At 54.3% G+C, this 15,357-nt stretch carries 15 protein-coding genes; 6 read left to right on the top strand and 9 right to left on the bottom strand.

From position 1 onward, the window contains the following. Positions 1 to 44: 44 nt before the first annotated feature. Positions 45 to 2,042 (bottom strand): SHD1 domain-containing protein, encoded by a 1,998-nt coding sequence (locus tag PLIM_RS16685; protein WP_196349467.1) that lies wholly within the window; start codon positions 2,040 to 2,042, stop codon positions 45 to 47. 372 nt (positions 2,043 to 2,414) lie between these two features. Here PLIM_RS16685 and PLIM_RS16690 point away from each other — a divergent pair, with 372 nt between their 5' ends. Continuing rightward, the gene (locus PLIM_RS16690) at positions 2,415 to 2,789 is read left to right on the top strand and encodes a hypothetical protein (protein WP_013111491.1); all 375 of its coding nucleotides are present in this window, start codon (positions 2,415 to 2,417) and stop codon (positions 2,787 to 2,789) included. 7 nt (positions 2,790 to 2,796) lie between these two features. Here PLIM_RS16690 and PLIM_RS16695 read toward each other — a convergent pair whose 3' ends face one another. Continuing rightward, positions 2,797 to 3,309 carry a DUF1802 family protein gene (locus PLIM_RS16695; protein ID WP_013111492.1) on the bottom strand — a complete coding sequence of 171 codons (513 nt, stop codon included), beginning with the start codon at positions 3,307 to 3,309 and terminating at the stop codon, positions 2,797 to 2,799. A gap of 136 nt (positions 3,310 to 3,445) precedes the next feature. Continuing rightward, positions 3,446 to 4,363 carry a glucose-1-phosphate thymidylyltransferase RfbA gene (rfbA, locus tag PLIM_RS16700; protein ID WP_013111493.1) on the bottom strand — a complete coding sequence of 306 codons (918 nt, stop codon included), beginning with the start codon at positions 4,361 to 4,363 and terminating at the stop codon, positions 3,446 to 3,448. Between the two features lie 248 nt (positions 4,364 to 4,611). Here rfbA and PLIM_RS16705 point away from each other — a divergent pair, with 248 nt between their 5' ends. Further along, positions 4,612 to 6,348, top strand: a complete 1,737-nt coding sequence (locus PLIM_RS16705; protein WP_013111494.1) for an ABC transporter permease subunit — start codon at positions 4,612 to 4,614, stop codon at positions 6,346 to 6,348. Between the two features lie 60 nt (positions 6,349 to 6,408). On the opposite strand, the gene PLIM_RS16710 is transcribed toward PLIM_RS16705, so the two are convergent. The 6 genes from PLIM_RS16710 to PLIM_RS16735 form a co-directional block, all read right to left on the bottom strand. Then, complete coding sequence (locus PLIM_RS16710; RefSeq protein ID WP_013111495.1) at positions 6,409 to 7,308, bottom strand: hypothetical protein; 900 nt, start codon at positions 7,306 to 7,308, stop codon at positions 6,409 to 6,411. Positions 7,309 to 7,442: 134 nt separating this feature from the next. Next, entirely contained in the window at positions 7,443 to 8,162 is a 720-nt protein-coding gene (locus PLIM_RS16715) for a hypothetical protein (protein WP_013111496.1), read from the bottom strand. 258 nt (positions 8,163 to 8,420) lie between these two features. Next, positions 8,421 to 8,864: an FKBP-type peptidyl-prolyl cis-trans isomerase gene (locus PLIM_RS16720; RefSeq protein WP_013111497.1), complete on the bottom strand. Its 444-nt coding sequence runs from the start codon at positions 8,862 to 8,864 to the stop codon at positions 8,421 to 8,423. Positions 8,865 to 9,201: 337 nt separating this feature from the next. After that, positions 9,202 to 9,963: an endonuclease/exonuclease/phosphatase family protein gene (locus PLIM_RS16725; RefSeq protein WP_013111498.1), complete on the bottom strand. Its 762-nt coding sequence runs from the start codon at positions 9,961 to 9,963 to the stop codon at positions 9,202 to 9,204. 3 nt (positions 9,964 to 9,966) lie between these two features. Then, a complete protein-coding gene (locus tag PLIM_RS16730) occupies positions 9,967 to 10,899 on the bottom strand; it encodes an NAD(P)H-hydrate dehydratase (protein WP_230849332.1) in 933 nt (310 codons plus the stop codon). Positions 10,900 to 10,972: 73 nt separating this feature from the next. After that, positions 10,973 to 11,647 carry a basic secretory protein-like protein gene (locus PLIM_RS16735; RefSeq protein ID WP_013111499.1) on the bottom strand — a complete coding sequence of 225 codons (675 nt, stop codon included), beginning with the start codon at positions 11,645 to 11,647 and terminating at the stop codon, positions 10,973 to 10,975. Positions 11,648 to 11,969: 322 nt separating this feature from the next. On the opposite strand from PLIM_RS16735, the gene cysK reads away from it, so the two are divergent. The 4 genes from cysK to PLIM_RS16760 all read left to right on the top strand — a co-directional run bounded on the left by cysK (position 11,970) and on the right by PLIM_RS16760 (position 15,240). Then, positions 11,970 to 12,899, top strand: a complete 930-nt coding sequence (cysK, locus tag PLIM_RS16740; protein WP_013111500.1) for a cysteine synthase A — start codon at positions 11,970 to 11,972, stop codon at positions 12,897 to 12,899. Between the two features lie 33 nt (positions 12,900 to 12,932). Next, positions 12,933 to 14,225 (top strand): serine hydrolase domain-containing protein, encoded by a 1,293-nt coding sequence (locus tag PLIM_RS16745; protein WP_013111501.1) that lies wholly within the window; start codon positions 12,933 to 12,935, stop codon positions 14,223 to 14,225. Between the two features lie 86 nt (positions 14,226 to 14,311). Next, positions 14,312 to 14,503, top strand: coding sequence for a hypothetical protein (locus PLIM_RS16750; protein WP_013111502.1), 192 nt, complete (start codon positions 14,312 to 14,314; stop codon positions 14,501 to 14,503). Between the two features lie 308 nt (positions 14,504 to 14,811). After that, positions 14,812 to 15,240 (top strand): YkgJ family cysteine cluster protein, encoded by a 429-nt coding sequence (locus PLIM_RS16760; protein ID WP_013111504.1) that lies wholly within the window; start codon positions 14,812 to 14,814, stop codon positions 15,238 to 15,240. Positions 15,241 to 15,357: the final 117 nt, after the last annotated feature.

Here is a 15,357-nt window from a genome sequence, read left to right on the forward strand (position 1 = left end):
AGCCCGTCATAATTGCGATCCATCATGACGGGCTTGGTCTGCAACTACTGCAAGCCGCTGATTGTGACGGTCGATTTCCCCAACGCAGCTGTAGAGCTTCCAGCGGCTGCATTCTCTGCGGGTTTCGTCAGCAGCTTGGGAATCTCACAATGCTCGAAAAAGTGGTAATTGGGCTTTTCGTGCTTCTTGAGGGCCTGCTCAATCGTTTCGTCTTTGCTGAGAGACAAAAAGCCCGGAATGTTATTTCCTGAGCCTTCCCAGACATCCTTCCCATTCCAGACAAACTTCAATCGACTGATGTACGACTGCACGTTGTACTCTTTGGCATTCCAGGGAGCCTCTCCAAACGATCGATACGACATCTTCTCCGATTTGCCGGATTCCGTACTCGCCTTGAGAATAATGCTGCCTGAAGTTCCCACCACAAAGCCTCGCTGAGTGAGCTTGGCAGTGAGCTTGTCTTTGATCGCCGCTTGCTGAGCCGCATCCTGAATGCCCGAGACATCGATCGCTACCTGTGTTCCTTCCTTGAGAATGAACAGGTTCGGATCCTGCAGCGCTCTGGCCAGAAAATTCTTCGCTGCTGGATGTGGTAAGGCAATGGGAATCAGGCTGCTGGATTGAGAGGGCCCACCCACCACAAAGAGACCAGTCCGGTCATAAAAAGTCGTCATTTCTGCACCGGTATAATCCCACAGGCGCAACTGGTTTTTCACATCGACCAGCAGGTGACCACCCAGCAACAGAAAGTCATCATCCAGCCAAAGGGGAGCAGCACCACCAGAGATCGGCCCGGTAGCAATCTCCCGAATCTCTTCACCAGTCTGAAGATCCCACACAATGATCTTGTCGAATCCAAAACAGGCCATGCGCGAATGTTCTGCCGAGATCGCCATGCGTGGCCACGGAAGATGTCTCCCCGTTGTGGGAACAGTGGCCACCACCTCGCCCGACTCTAGATCCATCACCGCACATTGCTTATCGGCGGCAATCGCCATGTACTTACCATCACGGGTCACGTCGGGCCTGCTCGAACCTTGTGCCTGCAATCGCCAGAGAGCTTTCATCTGATCCCCCTCGGTTTTCCAGCAGGTGATCTTTCCGCCTTCGTTCGCTGTCAAAACCCGGCCATCAGGCAGAATCTCGCCCCAGACGAGTTCCTCATCCCGGCCCGATTGGCCTTTGGCTGGTTCCCACGACCATTCACGCGCCAGATCTTTGCCTTTGACGATCCAGCCTTCCATCAGGCCTTTATTGCCTTTCCCGTGATGCTCCACCTGACGCACAAGAATCAATCCATCACTGCCATAAGCGACGCCGGTGTACAAATTCGGAACCTGGCCTTGAGCGGTGATTTTTCCTGTTTCCAGATTCAGCACCACCACCCGAGTGATGGGAGATTGGCCGGGCGGAGCAATGTGGTACAGCACAACAGCCTCGGGCTTGCTGGAATGCACCAGCATGCTATTGGCCTTCTCGAAGAAGTTGGCTTTTTTCGGGAGAGCGATTCCACGCGAGGGGAGCTTACGATCCACAACGGCATCGTTCCGGGGAAGAGCCAGCTTGTCGGATTGGGGCGTGAGCAGAAGTTCGGTCACGCCGTCCACACTGGAAGTCAATTGCGCATCGCGACCCGTGTAGGTTCCATTTCCTGCAGCGGGCGCCGGCTCTGTTCCACCGGGAGCCGTACGATCCGGCATGCTGGGTCCAGCAGGACTTCCACCGGTTGAGCTTTTGCCAGCTTTCGGGGCAAAGGGGCTGGTTTCTTTGACCTGGAAGGGATTTTCACTCGCCTTTTTGGCCAGATCCTGTGCGTGCTTCCGATCCCCGGGACTCAGCTTCGACAGATCGATCTCGATCTCTTCTCCCGAGGTCTGCAGCAGAGTGACTTTCGTGCCTTCGAGCGAAACGAACTTGGCTTCAATCTTGAACTTGCCTGTCGCATCGGTCCAGGTGCGGGATTCCTGTGCTGGCAACAAACTGCTCGACAAGACCAGCAAGAGCCCGGCTGTCCAACTCAGCCAGGCCGCAAAATTCGTCATTCGTTTGTGGCATGCAGCAACAGTTTGTTGCCTGTTACACCGCAAGAATTCACACAGATGCAGCCTGCTGATCATGAGGCACCTCACAAGAGAAATCGTGAGAAAAGAATTTTAAGAAATGAATCGACGAGCAGAAAATATCACATTCACTTGCTCTGATGTGTACAGTATCTTCGCAAATGTGTCACAAAATTCAATCTCGAGTGTCGATTGCCCGACGAAAAACTTCTGGGCTCAATTCCCGGCGGCTGTGCTGATCCTATCGTGAGGGTTTGTCGTCGATCTGGCTGGATTCTCTGCGGCTGAACTCGCAGAGTATGGCCACCTGCCGTGGCTCAGTTGACTGCTTCGCCAATAAAATCGAGGGTTCAGATGGTTTCCTCTACTTCCGAAACGTTTCTGGTGGTCTGGCAAATCGCTTCTGGTCTGCTGAACCTCGCATTACTGGCTATCTGGATTTATGGCTTTATGGTTTCATTGCGAGTCATGAAGTGGTACTCCGCTGCCGGTGGTTTCCTCGCCTTCGGAACGGGATTGTCCGGACTGACGATCTTCGTTTCGGCGCTTGTCCAGATCGCCTTTTTACTGGCTTCAGATTACAGCATGTTTTCCGGCAGTGACATGAACTACTTCATTCTCATGACTCAAGGGTTAGGTTTGCTTGTGGGAGGTGTGGGCGTCGTTTCTCTCATGACCGGGCTGACGATGCTCGCCAATCGCTGCCGGGATCTTCAACGAGCCGATTAGCAACCCCTTACCGGCCCCGCATGCTGTCGGGCAAACGCACCCAGCTCTTGCAGCCTTCAAGTGCGGGCCAGGTGGGCAAACGGATGGGTGGTTGCACGCTGGTGATCGTCACTCGCAGATACGTTAATCCCGGCGACCGATACTCAAAGCGATTACGCAGAGTTGCTTCACTCCAGAGATGCTCACCTTGAAGTGCTGTCACTTCTTCCCAGGTTGTTAAGCGCCGGCACTCTTGCACCTGAGCTTTGGCCGGTAAGAGAATCTCCCCGGGAAATGGGCCCCAGATCCTGGCTGCGTTCAGAAATGGCCAGCTCTCTTCGGTCAGTTGACCTGCCTCCTGATGAAACTGCGTCGGCAGCAGCCAGAATTCCCGGTGTTCAGGTTGAAACCCGGCTGGCCCTTCGTGAATCCCTCCTTTGCGGAGAATGATCGACTGCCGGCCAGCCACTAAAGCGGCACAGATCGCTGCCCATTCCTTAAAAGCGAAGGGTTCGATTTCATCCGCAGGGTTCAAAATCACATATCACCAGTGCATCGTGTCGGAGAATCGAGCGGATCATCGATTGCTGGATGATCGCCAGTAAAACCTGCTCGTTTTGAATCACAACCGGCCGCCACTTGAATCACAACGTGTCAACACAATGAACCGTGATCATCTAACGGCGATCATCACTGATCTGCTGCAGATAGCGACCATAGGGATGATTCTTCCCGAATTCTGCAGCGAGCTTCAGCAGTTGAGCCGTATCAATCCAGCCCATGCGCCAGACGATCTCTTCCAGGCAGGCAATCTTCAAACCTTGCCGGGCTTCGATGACACTGACAAATGTGGAAGCTTCAATCAGCGATTCATGTGTCCCGGTATCGAGCCACGCCACACCACGCCCCAGTTTCTCGACGCGCAGTAATCCATCGTGCAGATAGCTGCGATTGAGGTCAGTGATTTCTAATTCATTGCGAGGGGAAGGCTTGAGCGAACGTGCTCTTTGCGAGGCAGTGGCATCGTAGAAATAGACCCCAGTGACAGCCCAGTTGGAAGGTGGCACGGGTGGCTTTTCGATCAGCTCAATCGCCTTGCCATCAGCGTCCATCGTCACCACGCCATAGCGCTCGGGATCACTCACATGGTAGGCGAACACTGTCGCACCGGTCGTCAGGGCACTGGCTGTCTGCAACGAATGACTTAGCTTATCGCCATAAAAAATGTTATCCCCCAGCACGAGGCAGGAAGGACGCCCGGCAATGAATTCCTCACCGATCACCAAAGCCTCTGCAATGCCACGCGGAGCCGATTGCGTGGCATAACCAATCTTCAGTCCCCACTGCGAACCATCGCCCAGCAAGCGTTCGAACAAAGCGCGATCATGAGGCGTGGTAATTATCAGAACTTCCCGAATCCCCGAAAGGAGCAGAACGCTTAACGAGTAATAAACCATCGGCTTGTCGTAGACAGGGAGCAGTTGTTTGCTGATGGCTTTTGTCGCAGGAGCCAGCCGGGTACCGGCCCCACCAGCCAACAGAAGGCCTGCGCGAGGCTGTGAAGTTGTACTGCTCACAAACTGTGTCTCTGGCATGTTGGGGATCGCTTGACTCAGGAAAGCCCGATCAACAGGGCTGCGAAAAGGAAAAAACGCTAATCTGGAACTGTCAAAATCGAACGATAATGCTTTTTGAGATCGTCAACTTCACAGAATCCACATGATGGTCAGTTGGTAGACGACCGCAGGAGTCTTATAGTCATTTGCTGTGAATTTGGGAATTCCTGTCCGTCGCCGGCACGCGGTTGTTCCGGGAATGGATCCATCGTCAGAGGGATATTCGAGTGTTTGCTGGCCCCCTGGTATCTCGCGAAGCATTGACGGCACCACGCCAACTCAAACATTTTCTGATTCGCTCGGGCTATGTGGGTGGTCTGTTTGTGCTGCTCTACACCGCAGTCCAGGCCACATTTGGCCTGCAGCAGGTGAGTCGTCTGGGAGAACTGGCACGCTTTGGTGCATTAATGTTCCAGATGATCTCGCTGGTGCAGATGACTCTGATCATCTTTTTTGCCGTCCTCTTTGCCGCAGGCCGGGTTGCGCAGGAGAAAGACCGCCGGACACTGCTGCTGCTCCTCATGACCGATCTGAAAAGCATCGAACTGGTGGGTGGTAAACTGGGTGCCAGCCTGCTGCTGGTGGGTGTCCTCCTCCTGACTTCTCTGCCAGTGCTGGCCAGCATGTTACTCCTGGGAGGAGTCTCTCCCTGGCAAATCTTTGGATCGCTGCTGCTGACTGCTGCGGTGGGTCTGGCTGCGGGAGCGTGGGGAAATCTGGTCGCCTTCTGGCGGGAAAAAACGTTTCAGACACTCGCCATCAGTGTCCTGGGAATTGTGCTGTTCTTCGGTGCTGTCGAATTGCTCGGAGTTCTGCTTTCCATCGTTGGCCAGAGTGGTCTCGCCCGGACGGTGATCCTGTTAAATCCGTATCGCGGGCTGTCGGCACTCTTTCAGCCTTTGACGATGCAGGCCAACGGACAGAATGCGATTGCGGCTGTCCTCACTTCAGCCGCATTGATGACCACGCTGGGTGCCCTTTTACTCGCCACAACGACCGCTCGATTACGCATCTGGAATCCTTCTCGAACGATGGGTGAAGCCGCCAGATCTGAGGATGATCGACTGGCAGCACCCGCTCGAAAACATCGGGAAATCTGGGAGAATCCTGTCGTCTGGAGAGAAATCTGCACGCGGGCTTATGGCCGAAAAATCGTGCTCATCAAACTCGCCTACATCCTCCTGGCAGGATTGATGATCGCCTCGGCGGTCTTCTCGATCGATCCCTCTCGCAAGCTGCTGGGAATGCTCCCCCCGGTTGGGTTTGCCTTTGTCGGAATGAGCCTCGTTTCCATGTTGTTGATCAACGCCCAGGCCGTTACCGCCTTCACCAGTGAACGGGATGGCGGCACGCTCGAATTGCTGCTCGTCACCAACGTAACGGCCAAGGAGTTCATCTACGGCAAGCTCTTGGGTGTGCTCTATAACACGATGGAACTCTTGATCATTCCCGTCGGTTTCCTCATCTGGCTGATGTTGCAGCAACAGATCACCTTCGAGAATTTCGTCTATCTGGTGATCGGACTGTTTGTGCTCTGTACCTTTGCAGCGATGCTGGGATTGCACTCCGGTTTGAGTTATTTCAGCTCACGCACTGCCATTTCCAACAGTCTGGGAACCATCTTCTTTCTGTTCATCGGGATCTTTATCTGCCTGATGTTGATTGTGCAGGCTCAATCTTCGTTCTCGTTGCAGTTGCCGACCTTCCTGGTCTTCATTCTGGGGGGGAGCCTGGGCTTGTGGGTCTCACTGACTCATCACAATCCCTCGCCGGCACTCACGCTGGCTGCCGGGATTCTCCCCTTTCTGACGTTCTACGCCATTACCAGTTTTCTGCTCGGGCAGACCTTGGGCGTTTGTATCTCGTTGACCGCCGCCTATGGGTTTACCACTCTGGCCATGCTCATACCGGCAATCAACAGTTTCGATATGGCGCTGGGCCGCTCGACAACAGAAAGAGCCTGACAGACCATCCCTTCCCATGCTGCCACTATGAAATAAATTCCGGGGAAAGGAACATAGTACCTATAGGCTCTGTCTCGGCAATTGGGCGAGCAGCGACTGATAGACAGGGAGCCTGGCCGCCAGTTTGCTCAGCGTCTGTTGAGTCCCTTCTTTGCGGCCAGTCGTCATGGTCAGGGCAGAAACCCATTGATCACACATGGCTTCGACGAAGGTCGGCATCGACTCGAAACCCGGGACAGGAACATCGATCGTTTCACCATCAGTCGCTGTGCGATAGAGACGTCCCTGCCGATAGCCAGCCAGAGTGCCATCGACCATCCAACCGGTGGCAAAGGGGAGATGCCCACGTTTCCTTAATTCGATTTCTGCTCGGACGTCGCCTTCAAACAGGAGCGAAACGGACCAGTCTCCGGGAAGACCGCGGAACTGACACGACAAGAACCTGCCTGGACACAGTTCCAAGGCTGGTTCAAGGACCAGTGAGATCTCTTCCATAAAACGGGTCGTACTATCGGTGGCTGCTTCGGGCGAAGCGGCTTCTTCGGCAAAAGGTGGTGTCCATGCCAGAGAGCGCACCGCCTTGAGTTCTCCCAGCTCCCCTCGCTGTGCCAGCAGCCGTGCCTGCAGAAAATCAGTATCAAACTGCCGGGGAGAGATAAGTTCCAGATAGGGTGGCTGTTGAGCATTTTTGGTGGCCAAAGAAATCGACTCGATTTCGTCTGCCTGCCAGAGATGAGTCGTCACCAGCCAGATGGTATGACCATCGAGAAGAGCTTGAATCAAACCCTCCTGATAGCTTGCCAGAGGGCCGCAGCAAATGGTGCAGGTTGGTCGATGCGCAAGCACCTCAGGAGTGGCCTTAAGTGTTTCTGCTGCCAATCGCTGCAGGTCTTGGAAGAACCCCACCCATAATCCCGACCCCAGGATCTCAATGGGTACGGGAGTGGTCTCCTTCATCATCTGTTGATTCCGTTAGCAATTCGCAGTGCAGACCATGGTTGAAGCCTGGTCGACCTGACTGCGCCAGCCATGGTTGTGACAACGGAAAGATCTTTGAACTGTTCCCAGGATCAAAAACCTGACTTGCCCACAACTTACTGAGCACGAATGTATCCGCTCAAGCGAAGAGAGAGCTTTCCTGAGCACTTCTGGCTGGAAGGAGCATTGATCTTGACCATCAGAATACCATCCTGATTGGGCGAAAAATCCTTGTTATCGCCGATCATGAAAGGCTTGCCAGGTTTTTTGTCAGCCACCACAACCCCAATCAATGCACCAGCAGGCGCTCCCGGATACAGTTCCTGACCATTATCGGATGTGGGTAAGCCATTGGCAGAAACATCAGCCGAAATGCTGAACTTGTAATCGCCCACGGCTTGAATCCGCAGGGGACGATCTTTGAAAACGGCACCTAAAGGCTGGCTCCAGCCTCGACTCACATCAAACTCGATTTCCGTTTCATTGGACGAAAGAATCTGCTCATTCAGTTCTTTGACTTTGGCTTGAAGGCCCGCTTGATCGGGGTCGAGCTTAAGGAGCACCTCGTAAAGATTCTTGGCTTTTTCCAGAAAACCCGCCTCTTCATATTCCTTCGCAACCGCCGCAGCATCTTTGGTGATCGAATCCTTCAGCCGATCGGCCTTCAAATCGATCTGCTTGAGAGCGGCCGGAGAAATCGGCTTGGTTTTCGTTTTGGACTTACTCGTCGAAGTCCCGCTGGTCTTGCTCTGCTGAGCAGACAAGGGAACCCCCAGGCTGCAGATCAATCCCAGACCAATCATCAGAGAGCAGCAGAATCGAAGTTGAGTCGTCATCAGATTGACCTTCAGATAAACAACAGGGCCCGTTGTTCCGGTTGGCAGGCCGGCCAGAGAATCTCAACCACAATGAAACGCTCTGGAAGCTTGAAAGTTCACCCCGTCGGCTGAACTTTCATTCGTCGAAATTGATCCAGTCGTACTCAGACTGACTAAAAATGTGTGAATACAAACGCCGGTGCGAATGTTTCCATCCGCACCGGCTCAGCATTTCTTCCGGCTGATGATTGCTTTCAGCTCATTGAAGAGCATCCATTAACTGGGCTCAGGCTCATTGATCCCCAGCAGCTCAATCTCAAATATCAATGTTTCACCTGCCAGGGGATGGTTGGCATCGAGAACGGCTTCCGTCTCGTTCAGTTCCACCACCCAGACAGGAAACTCTTCATCGTCATCCTCGACAGAAGTAGCCGTCAGTTGATCGCCCACTTCGGCATCTTCTGGCAGTTCCGATCGCTCGACGGTCTGTTCCAGTTCATCGTCGTAATCGCCATAAGCCTGATCGGGCTCAATGACAATGCGCTTCTTTTCGCCAACCGTCATGCCAATCACGGCGTTGGTCAACCCCTCGATGACTTCTTCACCGCCAGCGACAAACCGTAAAGGTTCATCAGGGGTGCTCTCATCGAACACGCTTCCATCGTCCAGAGTTCCCCGATAACTGATGGTGACCATGTCACCTGCAACAACACTTGCCATTGAGATTCTCGATTCACAAACAGACCGACTGCCAATCACGATGACGGCAAACAGATGCCACTCGCATCGCTGGCAGGAAAACTAGCCCGAAGTTTACTCATCGCCACCATGCGGCGGAAGACCCCGGATGTTCAATTGTCGATCAAGCGAAAATTCTCTCAGAATCTTGCGCCAACCCGCCAATGTTTTCAGCCCCAGAAGCAATCCCGGCCCTCACAAACCCACGCCTAATCCCTCCAGAATCAAAAAGTGATCACGCGTTCATACATGAATAGGCTGCTCTCCTGATGGAAGCAGTAGAAATCCCGGCGTCCCTTCAGAACTCCATTCCCGAACATCATTGAACAGGAAGACTCAATCGCGGCAAATGATCCGCCGGGTGTTCATGAAAACCACCTAGATCAACCACCAGCGGCAGATGATCCGAGGCATCTCTCAATAGTCGGCTTTTGGCAATATGACAACTCTCGATGGCCACTCCCGAATTCACAAACACTTTGTCCAGTGCTCCTAAAGGAAGCCACGCCGGGAAAGATCGAAATCGGGAAGGTGGGCTGGAAATCTGTTTCCAGCCATGCACTGCAAACGGGCCGTTGGCCAGTGTGTTCCGCCAGTCGTTCGTATCGCCAATCGCAATAGCCGGTAATTGTCTGTGTTCGCGAAAATGCTGATGTTCAAACATCCGACGAACCTGCCAATGCCTCTCGGTTTCACGCAATCCCAGATGCCAGTGAATCAGATGCAGCCTGCCTAACGGAGTCTGGACAACGACCAGTTGCGCACCCCTCGGCTTGTAATGTCGCCGGGTGAGTGAAATGGCATGCACCGAAGCCAGCGGATAACGCGAAGCAATGAGATTCCCATAACCGCCTTCTTTGAGACGCACATTCAACTGATAGTGCGCATGCACCAGACCCAGTGCTTCACTAATGAGTTTGGCCTGATGGTCGTAGCGTGATCTCGCCACATGATGGTCCACTTCCTGCAGGCAGATCACATCGGGTTCTAGTGCACGCAATGCCTCAATGATTCGTTCGAGGCGATATCGTCGATCACGTCCGCCGATCCCTTTGTGAATGTTGAAGCTGACGATCCGCATTCGTCACGCCCCGATTTCCAGCCAGGCAGAACCCAGATAATCGAGCAGGTCAGAAGCGATGAGGCCTGGCTGCGAATGTTTTTCAGCAGCAATATCTCCTGCTCGTCCATGCAGCCAAACGGCTAACTGTGCCGCTTCAAAAGAGGGGAGTTTCTGTGCCACCAGTGCAGTGAGCAGGCCCGTCAGGACATCGCCTGTTCCTCCTGTGGCCATACCACTGTTCCCGGTTGTGTTAATGGCCATGCGATAGCCATCGGTCACCACAGTTTCTTTGCCCTTGAGAACAACTGTCAGACCATGCCTGCGGGCAAATTCATTGGCGAATTTTTCGCGGGCTGCTTGAATTGTGGCAGTCGTTTCACCCGTCAGACGGGCAAACTCACCCGGATGCGGCGTCATAATCCGGGCCCCCGCACCCGGGTCTCGTGTGAGATCATCGCCACTGGCAGCAAGCACATTCAAACCATCCGCATCGATAATCATCGGGATGGGCAAAGAGCGATACAGCGCTCGCACAATTTGTCGCGCAGGTTCGGCTGTGCCCAACCCCGGACCAATGGCAACAGCCGTGGCGACATGTAACGCCCGATGAATCGTTTCGAGAGCTCCAAAGCCGATCGCTCCGTGTGTCTCCGGCAGCCCCAACGTTAAGTAGCTGGGCTCATAAGCCGCAATCGTGGGTTGAATCGAGATCGGCGTAGCGACTGTCACCAGCCCCGCACCACCTCGCAGAGCTGCTTTTCCAGCCAGGCAGGCGGCTCCACTCATGCCCACCTGCCCAGCCACGATCAGCGCGTGTCCATAATCTCCCTTGTGTCCATCATCACGGCGATGAGGCACGATCGGAAGGTGGGTGATGCAGATAACAGCCTGTTCCTGTTCCATAATCATGACCTGCCTGCGGCGATCCAACCTGATTAACTGTGGTTCGATCAATTCTATCGATTCGATCCTGTCGGCAGAATGATGAGCTTCGATCCGCGAAAAACATTGACAGAGTTTTGCCAGCTTATCGCGAACGCATCTGCCGCCGGTGGCTCAAATAATCCTGCCAGAGATCAAGAAGTGGCTTCCCGCCCGCTTCTTCAAAGAGACTTTCTTTGTATGTCCCCTGTCGCATGTGAGCATTGAGCTTGGCAACAATTCCGGGGGCAGGGCCATTTTCCAGCCACAGGAAAAAGCCAGCCGTCATGTTGTAGCCCTTGGTGAAGCCTTTAGGATCGGCGCTGGTGGGAAACCAGCTCAGTGGTCGCCCTTCATAAACCGCGTAACGTAAGTAATCGGCCACTCCTTCAGTGATCCAGCCCGGCCCTGAACGAGGTGGATAAGCCTGAATCACATGCACCATTTCATGGATCACCAGTCCGACATCTTCGGGATGATCCTTCACCCATTGTGACGAAACTGTGATCTGATCCTTGATCGTGTGGGCGACTCCTTCTTTGCTGTTGCGGAACTTGAGTCCCATTTCACGAGGTGGCTGATAGTCTTCCGAGCCCAGCAGATTCACCATGCGTGGGTACCATTCCACAATCAGGTCTTGTGCCTCTTTTCCCCAGGTTTCCAGCTCCGGGACTTCGCTGGTGTCGAGGTTGATTTTTATGAAAGGCCTGGGCTCATCGGCAGCCGGTGCCAAAGCCATCACACCCAGTACGCAGCCCGCAGCCAGCAGCAAATGTCTCACAAAAAACTCCTCAAGCATGATTTTGACAGCCGACTTCTCGCAATTCTTGCCCAGTTTTCAGGCCGAAACCAGAAGATTCTGCAAGGACGCCTGCAAACGTTCTGCATTCCACCTGACGAACTTCTGGCACCACAAGCCAACTGAACTTTGACAAGTTTCCTCGAGGAAGCGGGCTTTGCAGGTTTGCCCAGATGCGCCATAATCGATGTAAACTCTGGCAGGCGCAAGCGCTGCACGTCAACATAGATTTCTGGCAGGCATCATTCCTGACGGTTGCCAGCCTGTTTATTGAACACTCGTTTCTTTTGGAAGGATCCGGCGAATGCCCATCTTTAAGGACAACTCAGAATCGATCGGGCGGACGCCACTGGTGCAGATCAATCGTTTGACGGCCGGTCTTTCGAGCCGGGTACTGGCCAAAATCGAAGGCCGCAACCCCGCCTACAGCGTCAAGTGCCGCATTGGCGCCGCGATGATCTGGGATGCCGAACAATCCGGGAAGCTCAAGCCCGGCATGCATGTTGTCGAACCCACCAGTGGGAACACCGGCATCGCCCTGGCATTTGTCTGTGCTGCCCGAGGCTATAAGCTCACCTTGACCATGCCCGAAACGATGTCGATTGAGCGGCGGATGATGCTCAAAAGCTTCGGTGCCGATCTGGTCCTCACTCCCGGGGCTGACGGTATGAAGGGAGCCATTTCCAAAGCCGAAGAACTGGCGGCACAGCCTGGCTGGTTCATCCCTCAGCAGTTCAAGAATCCGGCCAATCCCGCCATTCATGTCAAAACCACTGGCCCCGAAATCTGGAATGATACCGAAGGACAAGTGGATGTTTTTGTGGCAGGGGTGGGGACTGGCGGCACAATTACAGGTGTTGCCCGATTCCTGAAACACGAAAAGAAACACCCGGTGCATGTGGTCGCTGTTGAACCCGCAGCCAGCCCTGTGCTGGCGGGTGGCCCGGCAGGCCGCCACAAGATTCAAGGGATTGGTGCCGGCTTTGTCCCCGACACTTTTGATCGTTCAGTCGTCGATGAGATTTTGAGCGTCACCGATGATGAAGCCATCGAGACCGCCCGTAAGCTGGCGATGGAAGAAGGCATCAGTTGCGGCATCAGTTGCGGCGCTGCGATGGCTGGCGCTCTCAAGGTGGCAGCACGCCCTGAATTTGCTGGCAAAACGATTGTGACAGTCCTGCCCGATGCCGGTGAACGCTATCTCTCGACGGCACTTTTTGAGAACCTCCGGTAACTCAGATTCTCTTCATCTGGCAGGAATGTGGTTGTGAAAAAGTCACTGACGTTGCTGATTGCCATCCTCTGGTCGTCAGCAGCCGATTTGACCTGGGCCCAGTCCGTACCAACAGACAATGCCTCTCCCATTACGCCCTCAGCAACAACCACGGCGACGGCTACAGGCACCGCCAGAGCGGCAGAAACCTGGGAGATTGCTGCACCCGATTTTCTCCCTCTCAGTCAGAAAATTTCAGCCAGCCTCAATCAAGCGATCGAACGGGGAGAGATCCCTGGCGCCGTCGTGATCGCGGGCACGCTCGATGAAACTCTGCTGCATGGCGCTGTCGGCGATCGAATCCTTTCGCCTGAGAAAATCCCCCTGCGCCCCGGCGATGTGTTTGATCTGGCGTCGTTAACCAAGCCACTGGCCACCAGCCTGGCCGTCATGAAGCTCGTCGATCATGGAAAGCTCGAACTCGATCAGCCCGTCGCAAAATACTGGCCCGAGTTCAAACAAAACGGCAAAGAAGCCATTACTTCCATCGATCTGCTGGTCCATCGTTCCGGGCTGATTGCCGATAACGCACTGGCCGATTATGCCCAGGGGCCAGAGGTCGCCTGGCAGAAAATGGCGAATTTGCCATTACGTCAGCCTGCAGGCACCCGGTTTGTCTATTCCGATGTCGGCTTGATGGTGATGGGCCGGGTGGTCGAAAAGATCAGTGGCAAGTCCCTCGCTGAGTTTTGCGCACAGGAACTCTATCAGCCTCTCGCTCTCAAGCGAACCAGATACCTTCCATCAGCCGCCTGGGCCGATCAACTGGTCCCAACGGAAGGGCCCATCGGCACCGTGCACGATCCCCGCGCTGCCCGGCTGGGTGGTGTTGCCGGTCATGCGGGCTTGTTCTCCGATGCTCAGGGCATCGCCGTACTATCGCGAGCCATTCTGGTTTCGCTTCAAAATAAAGACTCTTCAGCGGCCAACATGCCTCGAATCTTCACTCCAGTCACTGCCCGGCTGATGGTCACACCCGTTGAAGTTCCTGCGATCAGCTCCAACACGCCGACGACTGTTCACAGAGCTTTAGGTTGGGACATGCGCTCGACCTACTCCTCGAACAGACCGACGAAAATGTCCGACAGCGCCTTTGGTCATGGCGGGTTTACCGGCACATCGCTCTGGATTGACCCCCAGCGAAAACTGTTCGTCTGCATTCTTTCCAGCAGGCTCTATCCCGATGGCAAAGGAGTCATCAATCCCCTCGCCCGTGAAATCGGCGATCTGATTGTCGAACAGTTCGATGCGCGAACCACGAGGCCAACACCTGAAACTCCTCAGTAACCACCCCTAAATCGTTGACACTGCCCCATGATGACGAAGCAGTTTCCGCACTGGCAAACGCGCGGTTTTACCGAAGAAGACCTGAAATGAACCTGTCGAATGGAAAACTGTGGTTGATGATTATTCTCGCAGTGGTCCCTCTGGGATTAGCGGCTGCAGCCACCATTGCAACGGGCATGACCACTTCCGAGCGTGTGGCCGTCAGTGCCTGGGTTTCGGTAGCCGTGGTCGGAACGGCTTCTGTGATTGCCTCCGCCACAATTGCTCGTCATCAGTGATGGCTGCGAGAGCAGTTTATTCGGATTCCAATAAAAAACGGCGCAGCGGCGGGTGGCTGGGGTTGAGTCTTCGAACCCCCAGCAATCTTCGGCACGAACTGGAGCTTCGCGAAGACGTTTGGCCCCAGACACCCCATACCAAAAAACGCAGTCGAAAACTGAAATCCGTATTCGCTTGGGGGCCAAAGAACCTCATGACTCATCGTACGGAATCCTCAGAGAATGAGAGCTGCATCGCCTGCAGGCTCTGGTTATGATTTTGGCAAAAGTTTGATTTTCTGGTCGAGTCAGGAAGTTTGAGGAAGAGCATGGCTCGTAAGACACGCATGACGCGCGAGAAGCTGCCGCCGGGTGAGCACCTTTGCAGTTACTGCACTGCCAAGTGCTGCCGTTACTTTGCCCTGCCGATTGATACTCCCACCAGCTGGGATGATTTCGACAACATGCGCTGGTACATCATGCATGGTCGCACATCGATCTTTATCGATGGAGGCACCTGGTATCTGCTCGTTTATGGTGACTGCAAAAACCTGCTCCCCGACAATCGCTGCGGTGTCTACGACACCCGGCCAGCCATCTGCCGGAGTTACTCCACAGACAACTGCGAATACGAAGTCGGCGGCTGTTACGACAAATTCTTCGAAGCTCCGGAACAACTCTGGGAATACGCCGAAGCCATCCTGCCACCACGAAAAGTCAAACGCGAAAAAGCCACTGCTCTTCCTGTACTCAATTAATCTCAAGCGTTTTTCCGAACTGCGTTTCTACGGCTGGGTGGCTGGGGTCAAACGTCCTCGTTTGCCCCCAGTTCATTCGACTTTGATAGTTTCTGACGAACGCTGAACGGCTGTGTG

This window comes from Planctopirus limnophila DSM 3776 (assembly GCF_000092105.1).
GTDB classification, from domain to species: Bacteria; Planctomycetota; Planctomycetia; order Planctomycetales; family Planctomycetaceae; genus Planctopirus; species Planctopirus limnophila.